General features: G+C 40.2%; 16 protein-coding genes. 9 read left to right on the top strand and 7 right to left on the bottom strand.

From position 1 onward, the window contains the following. Nucleotides 1–636: 636 nt before the first annotated feature. Nucleotides 637–1,554 (bottom strand): LysR family transcriptional regulator, encoded by a 918-nt coding sequence (locus BCU84_RS11055; RefSeq protein WP_102528147.1) that lies wholly within the window; start codon nucleotides 1,552–1,554, stop codon nucleotides 637–639. Nucleotides 1,555–1,751: 197 nt separating this feature from the next. Here BCU84_RS11055 and BCU84_RS11060 point away from each other — a divergent pair, with 197 nt between their 5' ends. The 5 genes from BCU84_RS11060 to BCU84_RS11080 all read left to right on the top strand — a co-directional run bounded on the left by BCU84_RS11060 (nucleotide 1,752) and on the right by BCU84_RS11080 (nucleotide 9,038). After that, complete coding sequence (locus tag BCU84_RS11060; RefSeq protein ID WP_198589564.1) at nucleotides 1,752–2,447, top strand: type 1 glutamine amidotransferase domain-containing protein; 696 nt, start codon at nucleotides 1,752–1,754, stop codon at nucleotides 2,445–2,447. 31 nt (nucleotides 2,448–2,478) lie between these two features. Next, nucleotides 2,479–3,636, top strand: a complete 1,158-nt coding sequence (locus tag BCU84_RS11065; RefSeq protein WP_102528148.1) for an iron-containing alcohol dehydrogenase — start codon at nucleotides 2,479–2,481, stop codon at nucleotides 3,634–3,636. 274 nt (nucleotides 3,637–3,910) lie between these two features. Beyond that, the gene (locus tag BCU84_RS11070) at nucleotides 3,911–4,567 is read left to right on the top strand and encodes a TetR family transcriptional regulator (protein ID WP_102528149.1); all 657 of its coding nucleotides are present in this window, start codon (nucleotides 3,911–3,913) and stop codon (nucleotides 4,565–4,567) included. A gap of 2 nt (nucleotides 4,568–4,569) precedes the next feature. Further along, entirely contained in the window at nucleotides 4,570–5,934 is a 1,365-nt protein-coding gene (locus BCU84_RS11075) for an HlyD family secretion protein (protein WP_102528150.1), read from the top strand. After that, nucleotides 5,931–9,038 (top strand): efflux RND transporter permease subunit, encoded by a 3,108-nt coding sequence (locus tag BCU84_RS11080; RefSeq protein WP_102528151.1) that lies wholly within the window; start codon nucleotides 5,931–5,933, stop codon nucleotides 9,036–9,038. Before BCU84_RS11075 ends, BCU84_RS11080 begins: the two co-directional genes overlap by 4 nt. 173 nt (nucleotides 9,039–9,211) lie before the next feature. Here BCU84_RS11080 and BCU84_RS11085 read toward each other — a convergent pair whose 3' ends face one another. The 3 genes from BCU84_RS11085 to BCU84_RS11095 form a co-directional block, all read right to left on the bottom strand. Continuing rightward, nucleotides 9,212–9,622 carry a MarR family transcriptional regulator gene (locus tag BCU84_RS11085; RefSeq protein WP_102528152.1) on the bottom strand — a complete coding sequence of 137 codons (411 nt, stop codon included), beginning with the start codon at nucleotides 9,620–9,622 and terminating at the stop codon, nucleotides 9,212–9,214. A gap of 152 nt (nucleotides 9,623–9,774) precedes the next feature. Next, nucleotides 9,775–10,275 (bottom strand): DUF1285 domain-containing protein, encoded by a 501-nt coding sequence (locus BCU84_RS11090; RefSeq protein ID WP_102528153.1) that lies wholly within the window; start codon nucleotides 10,273–10,275, stop codon nucleotides 9,775–9,777. Between the two features lie 164 nt (nucleotides 10,276–10,439). Then, nucleotides 10,440–13,496, bottom strand: a complete 3,057-nt coding sequence (locus tag BCU84_RS11095; RefSeq protein WP_102528154.1) for an FAD-binding and (Fe-S)-binding domain-containing protein — start codon at nucleotides 13,494–13,496, stop codon at nucleotides 10,440–10,442. A gap of 444 nt (nucleotides 13,497–13,940) precedes the next feature. Here BCU84_RS11095 and BCU84_RS11100 point away from each other — a divergent pair, with 444 nt between their 5' ends. Continuing rightward, nucleotides 13,941–14,693, top strand: coding sequence for a tRNA (adenine(22)-N(1))-methyltransferase TrmK (locus tag BCU84_RS11100; RefSeq protein WP_102528155.1), 753 nt, complete (start codon nucleotides 13,941–13,943; stop codon nucleotides 14,691–14,693). 1 nt (nucleotide 14,694) lies between these two features. On the opposite strand, the gene BCU84_RS11105 is transcribed toward BCU84_RS11100, so the two are convergent. Both BCU84_RS11105 and ppsA read right to left on the bottom strand, forming a co-directional pair. Next, on the bottom strand, nucleotides 14,695–15,390 hold the full coding sequence (locus BCU84_RS11105) for a DUF4937 domain-containing protein (protein ID WP_102528156.1): 696 nt from the start codon (nucleotides 15,388–15,390) through the stop codon (nucleotides 14,695–14,697). A 504-nt stretch (nucleotides 15,391–15,894) separates the two neighbouring features. Next, complete coding sequence (gene ppsA / locus BCU84_RS11110; RefSeq protein WP_102528157.1) at nucleotides 15,895–18,264, bottom strand: phosphoenolpyruvate synthase; 2,370 nt, start codon at nucleotides 18,262–18,264, stop codon at nucleotides 15,895–15,897. Between the two features lie 124 nt (nucleotides 18,265–18,388). On the opposite strand from ppsA, the gene BCU84_RS11115 reads away from it, so the two are divergent. Together BCU84_RS11115 and BCU84_RS11120 are read left to right on the top strand one after the other, a co-directional pair. Further along, complete coding sequence (locus BCU84_RS11115; protein ID WP_102528158.1) at nucleotides 18,389–19,207, top strand: pyruvate, water dikinase regulatory protein; 819 nt, start codon at nucleotides 18,389–18,391, stop codon at nucleotides 19,205–19,207. Between the two features lie 206 nt (nucleotides 19,208–19,413). Then, on the top strand, nucleotides 19,414–20,478 hold the full coding sequence (locus BCU84_RS11120) for a 3-deoxy-7-phosphoheptulonate synthase (protein ID WP_102528159.1): 1,065 nt from the start codon (nucleotides 19,414–19,416) through the stop codon (nucleotides 20,476–20,478). An 88-nt stretch (nucleotides 20,479–20,566) separates the two neighbouring features. Here BCU84_RS11120 and BCU84_RS11125 read toward each other — a convergent pair whose 3' ends face one another. After that, nucleotides 20,567–21,808 carry an HD domain-containing phosphohydrolase gene (locus BCU84_RS11125; RefSeq protein WP_102528160.1) on the bottom strand — a complete coding sequence of 414 codons (1,242 nt, stop codon included), beginning with the start codon at nucleotides 21,806–21,808 and terminating at the stop codon, nucleotides 20,567–20,569. A 207-nt stretch (nucleotides 21,809–22,015) separates the two neighbouring features. Between BCU84_RS11125 and BCU84_RS11130 the strand changes: the two genes are divergently transcribed. After that, the gene (locus BCU84_RS11130; RefSeq protein WP_102528161.1) at nucleotides 22,016–23,095 is read left to right on the top strand and encodes a TonB family protein; all 1,080 of its coding nucleotides are present in this window, start codon (nucleotides 22,016–22,018) and stop codon (nucleotides 23,093–23,095) included. The last annotated feature ends 212 nt before the right edge of the window (nucleotides 23,096–23,307 follow it).

Here is a 23,307-nt window from a genome sequence, read left to right on the forward strand (position 1 = left end):
GAATTATTTTTATTTAAAAATAAATAATCATTTAAAATCAGCCACTTTATTTCTAAAAAGAATAATTAACTGTGACAATATTTAAAATCAACTTACTTTCTTTGATTTAATACACAGAATCTTAACGTTTTATTCTTTATAGTTAATAAACTAATAATAACATTAATGATAAACTGGAAGCTTCATCGATGAGTCAAGTTGGCAAAAGAAAAATTTTGTGCGTACATTGCGAAATGGAACGAGTCGAACTATTGAAAATTTGTCACTGCCAAAACAGTATAAAAACAAAACAGAAAAGGAATGTGAACGCTGTTACTGCCATTTCATTATTTGCATTGAGTGTCTTAATGATTGTGCTTTCATCGACTTTTTGGTTATCAATAATGACTAACCTAGATGTCTATTCTTTTCATTACGAAACAACACATGGCAAGGTTATAAACTTGTTTGCTGGTTGGGTTTTCTTTACCGGATGGTATGGTCTGTTGATTACCCTACCTAAAATAATGTTTCAAATAAAAAAAGCATAAATACCACAGTTTCAAGACATCAAGCAGGGTACAAACCTACTATCTAGTAAGTATAAATTTTAGTCGATTTACATGTTTGATTAAACGCCTGAATAATCAGGAACAATTAATGGTTCAATTCCATACGTACACTTTTCTTGTCAAAATATGCTTTTAAAAAGTCTAATAAAAGTCTTATCTTTTTAGAATCTGCAGCGCCAGGCGGAAACACCGCATAAATATTAATATCACTGAATTGATAATCATCTAATACTGACTCTAAGGTTCCCTGTTTGATTTTGGGTAAAGCATCATAAGTGGGGATCCGGCCAATACCATGGCCCCCTTCAACAAACGCGGTTCGTGCTGATGCATTATTGGTGCTAATACTGCCCTTCATTTCGATGCTAAAAGAGCGGCTACCTTTTTTAAGCTCAAGCACTTTTTTTAACGGTTTATAAATAACCCAATCGTGAACACTTAAGTCACTGGGTGATTTAGGCCTACCGTGTTTATTAAAATATTCAGGCGAGCCACATAAACACGTTTGCAGTACAGACAATTTAGTTGCCTGTAATGTCGAATCCACCAGAGGTGCACCACGAATTGCGATATCGATACCTTGATTAATAATATTCACGATATCATCTGTTAACATGACATCCAGTTCAATCTTTGGGTACATACGTTTAAATTCATTCAGTGCAGGCACAATGTTCTCAAGCCCTGCATTAACCGGACAAGTCATTCTTATCAAACCCATTGGTTCGCTTTTCATATTTTCAATTTGCTTATTCGCCGAATAAGCTTGTTCTGCAATAACCTTACAGGACTGATAATAGGCTTGCCCTTCTTCGGTCAAACTAATACTTCTTGTTGAACGATTGAGTAACTTAACTTGCAGGTGCGCTTCTAGTTTTTTCAGATGGTAACTCACTACAGCACGAGACAGTCCGATATGTTTAGCGGCGCCACTTAAACTCCCTTGTTCCACTACTTGTGAAAACACCACCATACTTTTGAGCTGTTCAAAAGAAACATTCACCGTCAAATCCCTCCTATCGCAAATAACCCTATTATGAGCTTAACGTTAACTTAATCAGCTCATTGTATCAATAATTTAAACAATGAAGTCGAATTACTCTGCATTGTCAGATATTAATCTCGTTTCTATAATGGCTTCAATATTACGGCATGTGCAAAACCCAATGCTTTGCCAGAACAGTTAAACAAGGACTTCCCATGACTCAAGTAACTAAAAACGTATTAATGGTATTAACTTCTCATGATGCTTTAGGCGACACAGGTAAAAAGACTGGTTTTTGGATTGAGGAGTTTGCAGCGCCTTACTTTGTTTTTAAAGATGCTGGTTTTAATATTACTCTAGCTTCACCAGCAGGTGGCCAACCACCCATTGACCCAAGTAGTGAGCTAGAAGATTTTCAAACTGATGACACTCGCCGTTTTGATAATGACAAAGAAGCACAAGCTCTATTAGCTAACACGCATATGTTAGAGACAGTTAACGTTGATGATTTCGATGGTGTATTTTACCCTGGTGGTCACGGTCCATTATGGGATTTAACCGACAACACAACATCAATTGAGTTAATTGAGCAGTTCATTAGCCAAAACAAACCGGTAGCAGCGGTATGTCACGCAACTGCAGCACTGTTAAATGCTAAAAACAGCGATGGCACTATGTTAGTTGCAGGTAAAGCTGTCACAGGATTCAGCAACACAGAAGAAGATGCCGTGCAATTAACAAGCGTGGTGCCTTTCTTGCTTGAAGATGAATTACAAAAACGTGACGCAGATTACCAAAAAGTCGCTGACTGGCATGCGTTTTCAGTTCAAGATGGTTTAGTGATTACTGGTCAGAACCCTGCAAGTTCATCAATAACTGCACAAAAGTTAGCATCACACATAAACGCTTAATAAAGATTATTATTGATACTAGGACATTCTCATGCTTAATTTTTCATTTCAAAACAATACAAAAATCTTATTTGGTGAAAATCAAATCAGTGCTATTAGCCAAGAAATCCCAGCTGATGCAAAAGTACTTATGGTTTATGGCGGTGGTTCAATTAAATCAAATGGTGTTTATGATCAGGTTAAACTGGCACTAAAAGACCACACTTGGTTTGAATTTTCTGGTGTAGAACCAAATCCTCAATACGATACGTTAATGAAAGCGCAAGCTGTCATTGAAGCTGAAAATATCGACTACATTCTTGCTGTAGGTGGTGGTTCAGTTGTTGATGGGGTTAAATTTATTGCTGCGGCAGCTAAATTTGATGGTCAAGATCCTTGGGATATTGTCGCAAAAGGCGCCAAAGTTGAACAGGCATTACCTATAGGAGCAGTTTTAACCCTTCCTGCAACAGGTTCTGAGTCCAATGGTGGCTCTGTGATTACTCGTGACGGTAACAAGTTACCATTTGGTAGCCCATTAGTGCGTCCATTATTTGCAGTATTAGACCCTTCTGTGACTTTATCTTTATCGGATCGTCAAATTGGTAATGGTGTTGTAGATGCTTATATCCATATTATGGAGCAATATTTAACCTTCGACGTTAATGGTAAAGTTCAAGACCGCTTCAGCGAAGGTTTACTGCAGACATTAATTGAAGAAGGTCCAAAAGCACTAGCAACTGAGACTAAAGAAGATTTAGCAGTTAGAGCCAACATCATGTGGTCAGCAACCATGGCATTGAACGGTTTAATTGGTGCGGGTGTCCCACAAGATTGGTCAACCCATATGATTGGACATGAATTAACAGCCAGCCACGGTATTGATCATGCACGTACTTTATCAATTGTACTGCCAGCGGTTATGAAAGTTCGTCGCGAGCAAAAACATGCCAAATTAGTTCAATATGCTGAGCGTGTATTTGGTATCACAACCGGTAGCGATGAGCAGAAAATTGATCAAGCGATTGTCGCCACTGAAAACTTCTTTAAGTTGATGCAGGTACCAACACGTTTAAGTGATATTGATGTGGGTGAGGAGCAAGTTGATATTTTAGTGTCTGCTCTTGAAAAGCATGGCATGACAAAGTTAGGTGAACATGGTGATATCGATTTAGCAGTCAGCCGTGAAATTTTAACCACCGCTTTGTAATTCAAGTTAATCACTGAGTCCACCAGCTTATACTTTATCAACCTAGGTTTTTGGTTTGAATAAGTATAAGCGAATGCAAGGCTAGCATCGTGCTAGCCTTTTCTATTCTCGCTAAACCACGCTTAACCTGCCCGATTAAATTGTGATCCAGTGCCTAAAATCGTAATTTATTCATCAATTGTTGAATATTGAAGAATTAATTAGCTTAGTGATATAACCACATTAGCTTACTATATTCTACACTTGAAGAATTACACATTACCTCAGCAATACCATGGCCACGATTAAAAAGTCAGCAGGAAGACCATTAACCCAAATGGACAAACGCAGCGCCTTAATTGATGCCGCAAGAGTGCTATTTGTAGAAAGCGATTATGAAAAAGTGTCAGTTCGCGCCATTGCTCAACAAGCAGGTGTTGATGCAAGCCTTATTCGCTACTACTTTCAGTCTAAAATGGGGTTATTCAGTGAAATGGTTAAAGAGACCCTTGCACCAATGTTCGACAAAATTGTGCAAACAAACAAGCAAAATGCCGCAAGCTCCCCTGAAGAAATTCTCACGACATATTATTCAATAATGAGTCAAAATCCGGATTTCCCGAAACTTATTTATCGCACCGCGAACCTATCGCCTACAGACAGTAATCGAGAGTTGCAGGCCAATTTATTGGATCTGTTTCCAGCAACGCGAATGACAGTATTTGATCAACTCAAACAGGCGGATATTCTCAGACCCGAAGTTGACATTATGTGCGCCAAAATGAGCTTTGTCAGTTTGTTGGTTTTTCCTTTTTTAATGCCTGAATTGTTTAAACAAGCAATAGGTATTGAAAGCAGCCCCGAATTTTTACAAAAGCTTGCTAAACACAATGCAAGGCTTTTACGTCATGGGCTCATTGCCGATGAATTTCAACCAAGCCAGGACCGCTAAACATGACTAGCTTAAAAAGACGTTACGTATTTCCCGGAATAGCAGCCGGTTTTATGATTTTATTTGCCGCCATTGCGCTGCGTTCATCGCCTGAACTAGAAGCAGGTCACGATAAGTCACGGTTAGTGGAAGTGATAAGCCTAGATAAACAGCTAAGTATGCCTGTGATCAAAGCCTACGGCCGAGTCGCCCCTAAACACAGCTGGCAAGGCATCGCTGAAGTCGGTGGCAAAATCATTTATCGTCACCCTGAATTAGAAACTGGTCGATTAATTAAAGCGGACACCTTAGTGCTGGTCATCGACCCACTCGAATATGAATTAAAGCTCGCCCAGGCAGAAGCAAACTATAACGGCGCTCAGGCGCAATTAGTTCAGCTTAATCAACAAGAAATCAATTTAAAAACCAGTCTAGAAATTGAACAGCAAAAATTGACCTTAGTGGATCAAGAATACCAACGTAAAAAAGCCCTTAACACCAAAAACTTGATTTCAAAATCTGAATTAGAAACCCAGAAACAAGCATTATTAGCCCAGCGAAATCTGGTTCAAGATTTGAACAGCAGCTTAAGTTTGCTGCCAGATGATCGCAAAGTCACGCAGGCTCAAGTTAAAGTCAATCAGGCCTTATTAAATGATGCCCAGCGACAATTAGATAATACCCAGTTTACCTTGCCATTTGATGCTCGTATCGCTGAAGTGAATATCGAACGAGCTCAAGCAGTATCGAGTGGTGCAGTGCTATTTGAAGCGCATCAGTTAGGCGCGGTTGAAATCAAAGCTGAGTTATCATTGCAAGATGCTGAAACTTTAATTACCAGCATCTCTGATATTCCAAGAGACAGCGCATCATTACCGTCAATTGAGCGAGTAAACTTTAACAGCCATGTTGAAATCAACATGGGCAAAAAACATCATCAATGGCAAGCCAAGTTAACCCGTATTGCAGACACGATTAACCCAGACCAGGCTACTATCGGTTTTTATCTTGAGGTTGAACAAGACTTTAACGACATGAACTTAGTTAAGCGTCCGCCGTTAACTAATGGCATGTTTGTAACAGCCTACATCAATGGTTACTCATCCAATCAGTTTGTGATCCCTGAAAAAGCACTGCACGGCGATAAAATTTATCTGATGGATAACGAAGGTAAACTGCAAATAAAATCGGTTGATGTGGTGTATCGCACTAAAAATGGCGTTGCCATAGCCAGTCAAACTGGTGAGCCTGCGTTAAAAAATAGCGACCAAGTCGTGACCAACGACTTAATTCCTGCCATTGCAGGTATGAGTCTTAAAATTGCAGATTCCAAGACAAGTGACACACAAATGAGTGATGAAAAAGATAATGGGGAGAACAATCAGTGATTAACTTTTTCACTCGCCACCCCACCATCGCGAACTTGATGATGTTGGCATTTTTTGTTGTTGGCTTAAGCAGCATCGGTAAAATTAAACGCGAGACCTTCCCTGAGTTTAGTCCGCCCTACATTATCGCCAGTGTAGTTTACCCCGGCGCATCGCCAGCTGAAGTGGAAGAAAGCCTGTGTTTACGCATGGAAGATGCCATTGATGGTTTAAGCGATATTGAAGAAACGAAATGTGATGCCCAAGAAGGTTTTGCTTCGTTAACGGTTAAGTTAACAGGCTCTGCTGATATGGGCCGCAGTTTAGTGGATATTCAAACCGAAATTAACGCCATTAAAGATTTTCCATCGCAAATCGATCCACCTACAGTTAAAGAGCTTGATTGGGCTGAACCTGTGGTCGATATCGCCATTGCTGCAGATGCCAGTTTGCCGCATTTAAAATCATATGCAGAAGATTTAAAACGACGGCTGAAAATTGATGCGGGAGTTAATTTAGTCACAGTATCTGGCTTTTCTGACCACCAAATACGGGTTGAGCTTAATGAAGCAGATATTAGACGTTTGGGGCTCACGGTCGCTGAAGTAGCAGACAAAGTCGGACGCCAAAATGTACAAATGCCTGCCGGTAGCGTGGAGTTATCAGATAAAAACCTATTGATTCGTTTTGATGAACGCCGCATCACGCCTGAAAATTTAGGCAAAATCATTGTCTCTTCAAACCCTGAAGGCGGCGTCGTCAGATTACGTGACATAGCCAAAATAGAAGACTTATTTGAACTTGAAGAAGAACACACCATTTTTAATGGTAAAGCCGCTGCGGTACTTAAAATACAAAAGAACAAAGCTGATGATGCCCTTAGAATTAAAGCCAGAGTCACTGAGTTTGTCGCCCAAGAGCAACTCGTCGCCCCAGATGGCGTCACATTGACCTTAACCAATGATATGTCATCACTGTTGCAAGACAGGCTGTCTATGCTGCTTAAAAATGGCTGGCAGGGGATCATTTTGGTGTTCTTCTCAATGTGGCTATTTTTTTCGTTGCGCTATTCATTCTGGGTCTCTGCAGGTTTACCCGTCGCCTTTATGGGTGGCCTATTCTTAATGTGGGTATTTGGGGTATCCATTAACATCATGAGCCTTGTTGGTTTATTGATGGCCATTGGTATCATGATGGATGACGCCATTGTGATTGCAGAGTCTGTTGCAGCCCATGTCGAAAAAGGTTTGCCCGTTAATGAAGCGGTCACCCAAGGAGTCAAAAAAGTCGCTCCAGGTGTATTTTCATCCTTTTTAACCACGGTATTTATTTTCGGCAGTTTATTGTGGCTCGATGGGCAAATGGGCGATGTATTATCCGTGGTGCCACTTGTATTGATTATGGTGCTGAGTGTCAGCCTTATCGAAGCATTTTTAATTCTTCCAAATCACTTAAGTCATTCTCTTAAATCACAAAAAAAAGAGAAACCGCCACTTAAGTTTAAAAAAGTATTCTTAGAAAAATTCGAATACTTTCGTAATAACACCCTAGTGGATGCCGTAACCTTTGTGGTGAAATGGCGCTACGCCAGTCTTGGCGCGACTTTAGGCTTACTGTTTATCTCTGTGGCATTAGTCGCAGGTGGCGCAGTTAAGTTTGTTGGGTTTCCAGAGCTTGACGGAGATATCGCTGAAGCGCGGATTATTTTGCCGCCGGGCTCAACACTAGATCAGACCAAGCAAGTGGTTGAAAAACTCGTCGCCAGTGCGAATAAAGTCGGTGCAAAATACACAGAGAAAAATCAAGAAGACGCAGATCTCATTCGCTATATCACCGAGCAATACAATATGAATGCTGATGCCGGAGAATCAGGACCGCATGTTGCAACCGTGAGATTAGATTTATTATCAGCCGAAACCCGTGAAACCTTAATTGACAATTTCATCGAAGATTGGCGTATTGAAAGTGGTGATATTGCCGCGCCGATTTCGTTAGTGTTTAAACAACCTTCAATGGGGCCTGCTGGGCGCGATGTGGAAGTACGCTTACAACATGATGACCTTGAAACCTTAAAGATGGCCTCGGTTGATTTACAGTCCTATTTAAGTCAGTTCTCGGGTGTTAACGGCATTTTAGATGACATGAGGCCGGGTAAAGAAGAAGTCTTAGTTAAGCTTAGAGATGGCGCAGAAAACTACGGCGTAGATGGCGAAATGATTGCATCGCAATTGCGCGCCGCCTACTTTGGTCAAACCGCCGACGATGTACAAGCTGGCCCAGAAAATATTGAGATTCAGGTACGCCTCAATAAACAACAAGCGGGTGATTTGCAAGCATTGGCTAACTTCCCAATTATGTTGGGCGATGGCAACCAACTACCGCTCAGCGCGGTAGCAACCCTTGATTACGAGCGTTCATACGTGCGTATTCAACGTATTGAAAGTCAGCGCACAGTGACTGTGATGGCAGATATCGACAATACTAAAGCCAATGGCAGTGAAATTGTAGGTAAAGTGAGAACTGAATTTGCTAATGAGCTTCGTGAAAAATACCCAGGGATCAAAGTAGATTATGAAGGCGCTGCAAAAGAAACGGCTAAAACTGGCGCTTCGTTTATGCAAGGCTTCATCATTGGTCTATTTGGCTTATTTGCGATTTTAAGCTTTCAGTTTAGAAGTTATTTAGAGCCATTCGTTGTCATGCTAGCCATTCCTTTAGCATTAATCGGCGTATTCTGGGGCCATTTGCTCACAGGCCATAGCCTGTCGATGCCATCAATATTAGGCTTTGTCTCTCTTGCGGGAATTGTGGTTAACGACTCTATTTTGTTGGTGCAATACATTCGCCATCACGTAGACATAGGCGATAACATTCAAGAAGCAGTCGTTAAAGCCAGTCGCGATCGTTTCAGAGCGGTATTCCTGACGTCTTTAACCACCGCAGCAGGCTTATTACCATTGTTAATGGAAACCTCATTACAGGCGCAAGTAGTTAAGCCCATTGTCATCTCAATTGTGTTTGGTATTTTCACTTCAACATTATTAGTGCTGTTTATCATCCCGAGTGCTTATGCAGTACTGGCAGATTTTAATCTCGTACATAAACATGAAGACTTAGAAGCATAAGATATCAGCTAGTATCAATTATATTGCTCACTGTAACTCAAGGCAGAGTTAGCTTTCTGTAAAACGAATAAAGGCCGTTAATGAAATCATTATCGGCCTTTATTTTTATACATTTACTGTCTTTCTAAGATAAAAATGTATTTCACGACTAGTTAAGAGTTAAACACTAATTACTATTGATTAATCTTGTTTAGAAGCTGTAACAAGGTTTGTTGTTCTTGCTCATCTAACCGTGCAAGGCACTTTTGATTAACCCACTCAGCTTCGCGAATGAGGTCTTGCTCTAACGCCTTTCCTGCATCGGTTAAAAATATTTGAAAAGCACGGCGATTATCAGACTCCTGATGACGGGTAATGTAGCCTTGGACCTGAAGCTGATCTAACAGACGAGTCATAGTGTAGTTGGCCACATCGCAAAGCTTAGATAGCTCTGTTTGACTGATGCCCTCTTCTTGCCATAAAGAAAATAGAACTGGCCAGAGTTTAATGTCGAGATCATAACGCTTAAGGCGCTGATCAAGCTCATTTTGCAGCATGATATTAAGGTGAGATACTTGATAATAAAGACTTTCATAACGTTTCATAAACCGCTCCTACATGCTCATCAACCCTTAGCTACTGGTCTGATAACGAATCAAGCTAAGAATACGACTGTTGAGTTGTACTTTAGATTACTATCATATAAACAGGTTATCATTCAATACAGGATCTAGTACGTATAAGACCGTAATTTTAGTCAGTCTGTTACAAATTGATTAATATATCGGTAGTAACAAGCACGGCCTAATCCCGCTTTAACGCCCCTTTCTATATTTATTTCAATGGCATCTTCTAATAACGCCACTTCAGATATATTAGCTATAGCATGCTCAGTACCAATACTACTAATGAATGTTAATCCATCTTTATCGTCTAGCTGGTAATCAACTAACACAATTGCGTGTCGTTTAACCGTGACTTTGACTTTTTCTACTGGCGTTATCAGAAAGTATTCGCCATTAATACAATTAAGGACACTAGCAAATAACTTAGCAAATTTGGCTGGTAATGGGCTATCAAGGTAAAACCACTCACCTTCACTATTAATATCAAACATGGGCGCTTCACTGCATAGCAGTGCAGATTCATCAGTATTTGATTTAGAGTGTAAATACGTTTGAGTTTTTGATTGGGTTAAGCTGAGTTGTTTGAGCTGTGCCGAAACACTGATAGCATTTTTCGAGGCGGTTTTTGTCATCTATCAACTCCCTTTTGATACCACTCTATGTCGTTATTTAGCGGCAACAATAACTGGCGCGAAGAATTAAAAAGTAACTCGCACCAGTCATGTCTAAAGCTTATTCGACTTTCATTATTAGCTTCATTATTAGCTTCGTTATTGAGCTTCGTTATTGAGCTTCGTTATTGAGCTTCGTTAGCTGCCTTTAGTAATTGTAATAAAGCTTCAATGGGGTGCTTAGGTTTAAAGCCTGCAAAACGTTTGACTTGGCTGCGACAAGAATAACCAGACACTAATACTTGTGTTTTATCGTCAATGCCATCTAATGTCGGCTGCCATGACATAGCAAAGAGCTTGCTAGAGCGGCCAAGGTTATCTTGTTCGTGACCATAAGTGCCCGCCATACCGCAACAACCCACGTTAATCACATCAAAATCGGCGCCAAAGTGACTAAACACCTTTTTCCATTCTGATGGCGTGGCTGGTTTAGCAGTTGATTCTGTGCAATGACTGAACCAACTGTATTTCTGCTCTGTTTGTGCAAGTTGCGGTAAGCCTTTAATGGCATCTGTTAGCCATTCATTGGCCAATAGGACTTCAAAGTTACCACGCTTGTCACCTAATACTTCTTTGTATTCGTCGCGGTAACACAAGACTAACGCGGGATCTAACCCCACCATCGGCATATTTAAGCCATGAACTTGATTTAAAAAGTCTGCGCTAGACTGCGCAGTTTTAGCAAATTTATCTAAAAATCCCTTAATATGAGTCGGTTTACCATTAGGCTTAAACGGCAATAATACGGGTTTAAGGCCCATTTCTTTAATCAATTGAATAAAGCGGAATACTAACTCTGCATCATAGAAACTATTGAAAGGATCTTGCACCACTAAGACATACTTTTCCCGTTCAGATCCTGGGATCCCTTGTAGCGCTTCTAAATCATAACCACGGCTTTCATGGCCATCTAAACGTTGTTTTAATGTTGGCACTGACAAAGCGGGGGCATCAACATAACCAATCGACTTTTTGATAACCCATTGGCTCAGTTTATTCTGCGAAGCTAAATTGGTGACCTTTGGCATCGCTGCCATCATTGGCAACATATCTTCGATACCCGCGACAAGGTAATCTTTCGCTGGTCGCATATAGCGCTTGTAATAAATATTGAAAAACTGCGCTCTAAACTTAGGTACATCGACCTTAACAGGGCACTGACCAGAACAGGCTTTGCAGGCTAAACAACCTTTTAAAGATTCCATCACTTCATGGGAATAGTCATAATCTCGGGTGCTGTTAAGGCTATTTTGCGCCCGTTGCATGATGCTTAATGGTTTTGATTTTGCAAGAGCATCAAGATCAACGCCTTCAGCTTCTAATAATCGCAGCCATTCACGCATTAAGCCACTACGGCCTTTTGGTGAGTGAATACGATCGCCAGTCGCTTTAAAAGACGGACACATAAATGAATAACTGCTGTAGTTAAAACACAGGCCGTTACCATTACAGTTCATCACATCAGGAAATGCATCCCTGGTTTCAATAGGGATTTGACGATCAAATTTACCGCGTTTAACACTATCAACGTTAAACATCATTGGGCCACTGTTTTTAGGTGCCACCAACTTGCCTGGGTTTAATCTATTTTCAGGGTCGAATAAACCTTTGATGTCTTCAAGCTCACCATAAAGCTCGTCGCCAAATACTGCAGGACCATATTCGCCGCGCACGCCTTTACCGTGCTCGCCCCACATCAAACCACCATATTTAAGCGTCAGCTCGGCCACTTGATCAGATATGGTTTTTAATAATTTTTCGTCAGCCTCATCGCACATATCCAGCGCTGGACGCACATGTAAAACCCCCGCGTCCACATGGCCAAACATGCCATATTTGAGATCATGCCCATCTAATAAGTCGCGAAACTCCATAATAAAATCTGCGAGGTTTTCAGGCGGAACAGCGGTATCTTCAGCAAACGCTAATGGTTTACGGCGTCCCTTTGTTGCGCCCAATAGCCCTACCGCTTTTTTACGCATAGCGTAAATTTTATTGATACTCGGTTTATCTGAAGTGATTTGATAACCAACAACACCCGCCTCTTCATTGGCTAATTGCCTTGCTAAAACGACCTCTAGCTTACCAATACGTTGCTTAACATCATCTTCATCACCAGCAAACTCAACCATGTTGAGTCCTTCAATCACTTTATTAGGCACAGCTTCAATCAGGTGTGACACTGAATGCCAAATGATGTCTTCTCGAGCAAGGTTTAACACTTTAGAATCGATGGTTTCTACCACTGTCGCACTCGCGGCAACTAACGATGGTGCATGACGCAGCGCTGATTCAAACGAGTCATATTTAATATTCAACATCATCCGCGTATTAGGTAGCGGCGTGATATTCAATTTAGCTTCAGTTAGTACGGCTAAGGTACCTTCTGAGCCTGCTAATATGCGTGATAAATCAAATTGGGTTAAATCATCATTCCACACATGACGCAAATCGTAACCGGTTAAAAAGCGGTTTAAGGCAGGAAATTGCTTAATGATTAATTCACGCTTTTCATGACAACGCTTAGCGATATGGCGAATGATATTTTGAGCAAATGGATTAGGTTCAACTTCTTGAGTTAAGGCAGCATCTGCCTCAATTGGAGCTGTAGTTAATACGCTACCATCAACTAACACACTGGTGAGCCCTAATACATGATCTGAGGTTTTACCATAAACTAAAGAGCCCGCACCAGATGCGTCAGTATTAATCATACCGCCAACGGTGGCGCGGTTTGAGGTTGATAAATCGGGACTAAAAAAGAAACCATGTGGTCTTAGGGCATCATTAAGCGCATCTTTTACCACACCCGCTTGCACTTTAACCCAGCCTTCTTCTGCATTGACTTCAATCACTTGATTCATGTGTCTTGAAACATCAAGGATCAACCCATGAGTTAACGACTGGCCGTTAGTGCCCGTTCCGCCGCCACGGGCACTAAAAGTCACTTGCTTATATTGAGGGTCTGACGCCAAAGTGAGTACTAATTCGACATCTGTCTGATTAAGGGGATAAATGACTGCTTGTGGTAAAAACTGGTAAACAGAATTATCTGTGGCTTGAATCAGTCTGGCGCTGTAACGCTTATCTATTTCACCGGCAAAAGACGATGCTTCAAGGTCATCTAGAAAACGTAAATAAATAGGCTCTAAAGTTTGATGGTGAGATAGCAACGGCAGCATATTCGACTTCTGTTTATAGTAATTTTGTGATCATTATAAACAAAAATAGAGCCGCTAAGTAGTTGAGTTAAAAATTTTCATTAGAAACATTCAATACAGTAACGACTTAATCATTAATAAAAACAATACACGTAAGCCATTGCTTCATATGCTAAATGAATAGTTAAAAACTTAAAAAAATTGCCATTAGTTGATTATGTAAGATTCATATTTCTTGAATATGATGATTAACCCTATTATTCAAATCTAATACAGGTAAATCTCAATTTAATCTGCAGATTTGAAACTTGAACTCAAAAGCATCCATTACAGGTTAAAAAGTACCGGTTATATGGTGCAGATTATTCACACTATTACGACTAATTCATATACCCACAGATTGAAAACCATTACAATGCGGCGCTTTTTAATAAACACTCCCACTTACACTCGGATATACACCCCATGAAACTCAGTAAAAGATTGCAGCAATTAGATGATATGGTCTTATCTGGGTACGATCATATTTGGGATTGTTGTTGCGATCATGGATTTCTAGGTGGGGCCTTATTAATGCGCCAAGCTGCGCCAAATATACACTTTGTTGATATCGTTGTTGAGTTAATGAATGAACTCGAGCAAAAATTAGTCCGACTTAATTCAAGCTCAAAGCTTAAGCCCACAGTCCAATCCAACTGGTTTACTCACTGTATAGATGTAGCAAAGCTTCCTTTAGACAAATATTGTGGTAAGCATTTAATCATTATTGCGGGTGTTGGCGGTGATTTAATGAATCAGTTTATCGATAGTATTCAAAAGCAGTATTCTGACTTAAATATCGATTTTTTACTTTGCCCTGTTCATCATCAATACAGCTTAAGACAGAATCTTATTTCGTTAAATTTTAGCTTAAAGCAAGAATGTTTAATTGAAGACAACAAACGTTTTTATGAAATTCTGTTAGTTGCTAATTGTTCAAGTTCAGCTTATAAGGCTGACTCATTAAACGCTAAGCAACATAAGACTTCGAAGGCTATATCTGAAGTCGGAGAGCAAATTTGGTTGAATAAAAGTGAATCTAAAAAAAGTGTGTCTTGGCGTTACCTCAACAAAACATTAAACCATTACCAACGTATACAGGTTGGGCGTAAACAAAAGGTGCAGCACATCATTAATGCTTATAAAGCAATTGATATGCCTCAAACGTTTGAGCAGTAATTTACTTATGCGCTATAACGTCCCAACGACGTTCGACTAAAACAGTCTTACTTGAGACTTTCTTAGCCGAGGGCTTCTTAGTCGGGACTTGTGTTATGTTTTGTTGATCAATAAGTTGAGTTAACTCAGTAAAAACTCCAATATCATATGCCCTATAAGCTTGTTCATTCGACCAATACGTCAACACGAGATAATTATTAGAATCTTTTTCTCGTTGCCAAACATCACCACCAATAAACCCTGGTTGTTTTTGTAATGTAGGAACCCAAAAATCCTTTTGCTCAGCAATAAATTTTTGTTTATCAATGGCACCTTCACATGTAACCATGCTTATCAGTTGTATCTCAGGGATATCGAGAGCGTTTAAGCCCATTGTTAAAACATGCTGATGTCGATTAACCTGACATGCTAGATAAGTTGACGTTTGCTGGTTTTGTTCAATGATGTTGTCATGAGCAGATCCCATGAAATCAGTTAAACCTTGCTGTGATTGCCATAATCCAATGACAACGGCTTGATTGTAACTATCCGAACTATGTTCCCTGCTAACTTGTGCACATTCCCCTTGCACCCAACCACCTAGCTGACCAATGAATCCCTCACATGATGCAGTTAACCCCCACAGGCTTTGGCTATGAGTAAAACTCTGTATTTTCTCGTCCGTTACCTGACAAATAATGATTTTAGCTAATGTCATTTGAATCTATCCTTTTATTCATCAATCTCAATTTACACTTAAGAACAAACATAGCATGACTTAAAAAAGCCACTATATGTGCCTAGGGCCTGTTGATCTTTCAAGGTTGTTTTTGCAGCGAGTTGTTGGCCATTCTATGCATCAAGGGCGCAAGGCAGAGACTTTGTGGTGTAGTCATTCTACATAAAAAGTCGATAACGCAGTAAAATGGCCAACAAACGCTGCCCAAAGGGTTCGACTAAAAGCATTTTACTCTTTGTTGGATGAATCTTTGTGAATAAAAGCTGCTTAGATGACTAGGCATCAACTCATCCGCCTCGATTAAAACGTTCTTGTTTCGAACAAAACTTAACCAGCAAAGATCAACAAGCCCTAGCTGCTATAAACTAACAAGAAGTCCTAATAACTAAAAAAAGCGCAGATTAGGCTCAATTTACAGGCAAAAAAAAGCCGCATTTAAGCGGCTTTTTCAAGCTAACTAAGTTAGCTTAACTTAAACAGCAATTACGCATGTTCTTCAGCAAGGTATAACCAAGTGTCGATTACTGTATCAGGGTTTAGTGATACGGTATCGATGCCTTGCTCAACTAACCATTGAGCGAAGTCTGCATGGTCTGATGGGCCTTGGCCACAAATTCCTACGTAAGCGCCCTTTGCTTTAGCCGCTTTGATTGCTAATGAAAGTAATGCTTTAACTGCATCATTACGCTCATCAAACAAGTGACTAATGATGCCAGAGTCGCGATCTAGACCTAACGTTAACTGAGTTAAATCGTTAGAACCAATAGAGAAACCATCAAAGTGCTCCAAGAACTGGTCAGCCAATAAAGCGTTCGAAGGTAATTCACACATCATGATGACGCGTAAACCGTCTTTACCACGCTCGAGACCTTGCTCTTTTAGCAATTCAATCACTTGCGCAGCTTCATCAACCGTACGCACGAATGGGATCATGATTTCAACGTTCTTCAGACCCATATCGTTACGGACACGTTTAATCGCTTCACATTCTAGCGCGAAACAATCACGGAATGATTCAGAGATATAACGACTTGCACCACGGAAGCCCAACATTGGGTTTTCTTCTTCAGGCTCGTAACGGTCACCACCAACAAGGTTAGCGTATTCGTTAGACTTAAAGTCTGACATACGTACGATAACTTTCTTAGGATAGAACGCACTACCAATCGTTGCGATACCTTCAACCAGACGAGCAACATAGTATTCAACTGGAGATTCATAACCTGCAATCATCTCGTTGATTTCTTGTTGTAGCTCAGCAGGTTGAGAGTTGAAATCGAGCAATGCTTTAGGATGAATACCAATCATGCGGTTGATAATGAACTCAAGACGCGCAAGACCAACACCTTCGTTAGGAAGACGAGCAAAATCAAATGCACGATCAGGGTTACCGACGTTCATCATGATTTTCATTGGTAGTTCAGGTAATGAATCAACACGATTAGTGATGACTTCAAAGTCTTGCTCACCATCGTAAATGAAACCTGTATCACCTTCAGCACATGAAACCGTCACAACTTGACCATTTTGAATGCGGTCAGTTACGTCACCACAACCAACAACGGCTGGAACACCAAGTTCGCGAGCAATAATTGCTGCGTGACAAGTACGGCCGCCACGGTTTGTAACAATAGCGCTTGCGCGCTTCATGATAGGTTCCCAATCAGGATCCGTCATGTCAGTAACGAGTACATCACCAGGTTCAATTTGATCCATATCTTCGATAGAGGCTAGTACTTTAGCAACACCGGTACCGATTTTATGACCAATGGCACGACCTTCACAAACGACATCACCTTGAGTTTTTAAGTGGTAACGTTCGATTAATTGTACATCTTCACGGCTACGAACCGTTTCTGGACGGGCTTGAACGATATATAACTTACCGTCATTGCCATCTTTTGCCCATTCGATGTCCATTGGACGGCCATAATGTTGCTCAATAATGACGGCTTGTTTAGCCAATTCCATGACTTCTTCGTCATTGATTGAGAAAATACTGCGTTGTTCTGCAGGGATATCTTCGATCTTCACTTGCTTACCATGTGAAGCATCGTCAGAGTAAACCATTTGAATCAACTTGCTGCCGATATTACGGCGCACAACGGCTTGATGCCCTTGCGCTAAAATTGGTTTGTGAACATAAAATTCATCAGGGTTAACCGCACCTTGTACTACCATTTCACCTAGACCAAATGATGAAGTGATGAAAACAACGTCGTTGTTACCTGACTCAGTGTCCATAGTGAACATAACACCAGAAGACGCTTTATCTGAACGAACCATGCGTTGAACGCCAGCAGATAATGCCACACCTTGGTGCTCATAACCTTGGTGAACACGGTATGAAATTGCACGATCGTTAAATAGCGAAGCGTAAACATGCTTAATAGCAAGTAATACAGCATCAAAGCCTTTAACGTTTAGGAATGTTTCTTGTTGGCCTGCAAAAGATGCATCTGGCATATCTTCAGCAGTTGCTGATGAACGCACTGCAAATGAGGCTTCTTGCGTCTCACTAGAAAGTTGCTCGTAAGCTTCACGAATCGCATCTTCTAGTTCCGGTTGAAATGGGGTATCGATAACCCACTGTCTAATCTGTGCACCAACTTTCGCTAATTCATTAACGTCATCAACATCCAATGTTGCTAGAATATCGAAAATTTTCTGGTTAACACCACTTTGCTCTAGAAACTCATTAAACGCATAAGAAGTTGTAGCAAATCCACCTGGGACTTGAACACCTGCGTTTGCTAGGTTACTGATCATCTCACCAAGTGACGCATTCTTACCGCCAACTTTGTTTACATCACCCATTCCTAGTTCTTGATACCAGAGTATGTATTGCTGCACAGTTATCTCTCCACAAGTTTATTTCAATGGCCCCTTCACACGAGGGCAGAGGCATTCTACACTCCACCACAACAACCGTAAATGTATAATTTTATTTGTAATTTTATTACTACAAGAGGCTGAAATGACACCAAAAGTATTCTACATATCAGATGGGACCGCGATCACAGCAGAAGTATTTGGCCACGCAGTACTGTCGCAATTTCCAGTTGAATTTGAAGCACTTACCATTCCATTTATTGACAGTGTAGCCAAAGCTGAAAAGGTGAAACAACAAATCAATGATAGTTTTATTACAACAAGCTTAAGACCCGTTGTGTTCCATTCGATAGTAAATTCCGACATTCGCGATATTATTTTCTCAAGCGAAGGGCTAGATTATGATTTTTTGAACACCTTTGTTTCGCCACTAGAACAACAACTAGGTATAAAAGCAGCGCCAGTTATTAACCGAACTCACGGCAAGAGCACCGCTAACGAAGCTTATGACAACCGTATTGATGCGATTAATTTCACTTTAGATAATGATGATGGTCAAACCATGAAACACATGGATAAAGCCGACATTATTTTACTCGGTGTTTCCCGTTGCGGAAAAACACCATCGAGTTTGTATCTTTCTATGCAGTTTGGCATCAAAGCGGCCAACTACCCTTTTGTAGAAGACGATATGGATAACTTAAAATTGCCAGAAGCATTAAAACGAAATAAGTCTAAATTATTTGGCTTAACGATTGATCCCAATCGCTTACATGAGATCCGCCAAGGACGTATGGAAAACAGCCGTTACTCATCGTTAAGACAATGTCGTATCGAAGTGAAAGAAGTAGAAATGCTATATAAGAAAGAGCGCATTCCGTTCGTCAATACAACCTACCATTCAGTAGAAGAGATATCGGCAAGAATTCTTGATATTACAGGCTTGAAACGTCATATGTTTTAACTCTACTACAACTAGGCAGTCATTGATAAAAAGTCTGCCTATATATGCCGAGAATGTTAAACACACAACATTTTCGGCTAACTTATTCCTATTTGACCGCTTTTGTTCTCTATCTAAGTCGATTTCAACGTGTCTAACGCTAACTAATTAGTTATAATCCCGAGCAATATGATGTTAATTCATCGCAAACATGCTCGGTAAAATGAATGACAATTAAAACTGACGAACTACGTACCTCCCTTTTATGTAAGGTAATTTCACCTGCGCAACTCGCATCTGAATATCCATTAACCCAAGATGCTGCTGACTACTTAGTTGAGCAACGTCGTGAAGTTGAAGCCATTATTGCAGGCGAAGATCAACGATTACTGGTTATCATCGGCCCTTGTTCAATTCACGATACTGAAGCGGCTTTAGATTATGCTCAACGTTTAGCAGCACTTCATCACGAACTTAAAGACGATTTGTGTATCGTTATGCGTGTTTACTTTGAAAAACCACGCACTATCGTAGGCTGGAAAGGCTTAATTTCAGATCCTGACTTAGACGGTAGCTTTAGCCCAAATAAAGGCTTAAGAATGGCGCGTCATTTATTACAGCAAATCACTGAACTTAAATTACCAATTGCCACAGAGTTTTTAGATATGGTCAATGGTCAGTACATTGCCGATCTCATCACTTGGGGCGCAATCGGTGCACGTACCACTGAAAGCCAAATTCACCGTGAAATGGCCTCAGCATTATCGTGCCCTGTTGGCTTTAAAAACGGCACAGATGGCAACATCAACATTGCTGTTGATGCAGTTCGTGCAGCGCAAGTTCCACATATTTTCTACTCACCAGATAAAGATGGTGCAATGGCTGTTTACCGCACTCATGGTAACCCTTATGGTCATATCATTTTACGTGGTGGTAAAAAACCAAACTACTCAGCGGAAGATGTAGAAATCGTCCGTTCACAGCTAGAAACTGTTGGTGTCACTCAACGTATCGTCGTTGATTTTAGCCATGGTAATAGCGAGAAGAAACATAAGAATCAGTTAAATGTTGCTGATAGCATCATGGAACAAATGCGCAGTGGTAGTACTGCAGTTGCTGGTATCATGGCAGAAAGCTTTATGATTGAAGGCAATCAAAAAGTTGTTGAAGATCAGCCTTTAACTTACGGCCAAAGCATTACTGATGCATGTTTGCATTGGGAAGATTCTGAAAAATTATTACGTGACTTAGCGCAAGCGTCAAAAGACCGTAAAGCACTACTTAACAAGTAATTTTACTATTACGTAATGTCAGAAAAGCCAATCAGTGATGATTGGCTTTTCTTTTTGTATTACTCGTTAACCATGACCTACCATTCATTCAAACCAAAAGAGCAGATGACTGTTCTTCTTCAATTGAGATGAGTGATAATTTTTTAAATAAATGATTAATTGTCATAAAGCTCTCAACCAACTTCGGATCAAAATGCTTCCCTTTTCCTTCAAGAATTAACCCAACAGCATCTTGATGACTAAACGGTTTTTTATAGCATCTTGGGGACGTTAACGCATCATACACGTCAACTAGCGCCACAATACGAGCAGACAGCGGAATATCATCGCCTGCAAGCCCTTTGGGGTAACCACTACCATCCCATTTTTCATGATGTCCTCCAGCTATATCACTGCCCATCTTGATAAAATTACAATCTGGCGCGTAGCGAGTAATACTTTCAAGAACAGACGAGCCTATTACAGGGTGCGCTTTAATTTGTTCGAACTCTTCAGGTGTTAATCTTCCAGGTTTAAGTAAAATAGCATCCGCAATGCCGACTTTACCAATATCATGAAGTACCGATGATAGGGTTATTTCCTCAATAAATGAGAGCGTTAACTCGTCAGGGGCATCACGCTCACTGTATCTTTGTTTCGCCAACATAGAAGCATATTGCTGCATTCTCAATAAATGCGCACCTGTTTCATTGTCTCGGTATTCTGCCAACTTAGCTAAGCCAATCACTGTCGCTCTTCTTGACGTTAATGTACTTTCTAAAGAGTTAGATAATTTATCCAGTAAAAACGCCGTAGACATTGCCACAATCGCATTGGTAGCAACAAAATTAATCACCACTACCAACCAAATAACCACGCTGTAACCTTCAATATCTGGCCATATATGCCAATCAAGATAAAATGCCGCACCCAAAAGTATCAGAGAAATAAAATTAAATATTTGGGCAAACTTACTGGCCTGACTACCAAGTAAAATACAGGTCAACGGCGGGAACATAAACAGCCAAAAGAAGCCAGCTCCGCTTGGGCCAATAGCGATTAAAAAACCTACACCTATACAGTAAGATAAACCGCAACCAATTAAAAATCGTCTTCTGTCACTGAGTTTATTATCCCAAATAATAAACAGTAAAATGGCATACACTATGGTGTCAAAAACCGCCATTAATAAAAGATCAGATTGAATACACAAGTACACACTTGTGAAGTATACGGGGATGCAAATAATAGCTAATAAACCAAATATTCGATTGAATATAATTCTTCGCCAATAAGATAACGAATCATTGAGGGTTATTGACTCAGAGAATAGGTTTCCCACCACTGACATAATTCTTCCTTGAAGTACAACGCGTTTAACTGTCACGCTTGTTCCAGTATCAATAATTATTGTTAACTTCTTCGAAATTGCAATAAATTACAGAATGCCAAAATAAATGGTCACATAAATGACTAAGTAAATTATGTTGTTATCTAAAGCTGATGTGATTAAGCTTTGAAAATTAAACTACAAAATGAAATATCAAAAGGATTTGTTATGATTAAGTCTGGCTCTCAATTAGCCTGTATCAGCCTATTAACAGGATGCTTATGTTTCTCGACATACACCTTTGCCTCTTCTCAAGATTTCACCCAAGCTTACCAAGCCTATAATCAAGCAGTGACTGCTGGCGATAAACAACAAACGGTATTATCAGCACAACAAGCATTTGACCTGGGTAAAAAACTATACGGCAAAGACAGTATAGATACGGCAAACTTAAGCTTTAACCTTGCCATTGCACTAGCAGAAAATAAGCAAGATAGTGAGTCGCAACCCTATTTTGATTTGACACTTGATTTGTACAAATCCCACTATGGCGATGAAAGTATTGAAATTATTGACCCTTTACTCACCTATGCAGACAAAACTAAAGATATAAAACTGGCTAAATCTCTGTTATCTGAGGCTCGTGACATAGCGCAAGACAGCGACAAGCCAATTCTTTATGCACATACCTTGTCAGCCAGTTTTACCAAATTGATTAATTCTAAATACGACAAGCCCTCTGTGCGCCGATATATTTTAAAAGCGAAACAAATTTACAGTGAAAACCTTCCCAACGATGCTGCCGTATTAGTAAACGCGAGATACGACAGTGCAGCAGTATATTTTGCAGATAAAAAATATGACAAAGCCGAAGCTGAATTATTAGAAGTCATCAATCAATATGAACGCCTCGAATATTCTCATCCTTATGAGTTAGCCTCACACGCTAAACTAGTGTCACTTTATAGCCAACGAGATGAGCCAGAACAAGCCACTGAACATTGCATTGCCATCGGCAGCATGAAGCCTTGGAGCCCAGATCAGCAGCAAACCCCTATTTACCGCGTAAATCCTAAATTTCCGCAATCTAAAGCCAAACGTCGCACTGAGGGCATGGTACAGCTAAGCTTTACCGTTGATGAACAAGGTTTTGTCATCAATCCAGAAATATTAAAATCTAAAGGTGGTAAAGCTTTTGAAACTGAAAGTATCAAAGTGCTGAAAGAATGGCGTTATGCCCCAAAGTTTGTTGATGGTAAACCTGTTAAAGCAGAATCAACGGTCCAATTAGATTATACCTTTGGTTAATTTGAACTACCGATTAAAGGAGGCTATAAGCCTCCTTTTTTATTTAAGTGTTTAATACTGACTACTCCCTTAGCGCTTGTAAACAATTCCTCCTTGCAACTTGTCCGCAAAACAATCAATTTAACTCAAAAGTTGACGAGCACGTCAACTTACCGTTATGGTCTTTAGCTAATGTTTGTTACAAACCAGTTAATTTTGAATTCATTTTTAAA

Source organism: Shewanella sp. 10N.286.51.B7 (assembly GCF_002873615.1).
In the GTDB taxonomy this organism is placed as follows: domain Bacteria; phylum Pseudomonadota; class Gammaproteobacteria; order Enterobacterales; family Shewanellaceae; genus Shewanella; species Shewanella electrodiphila.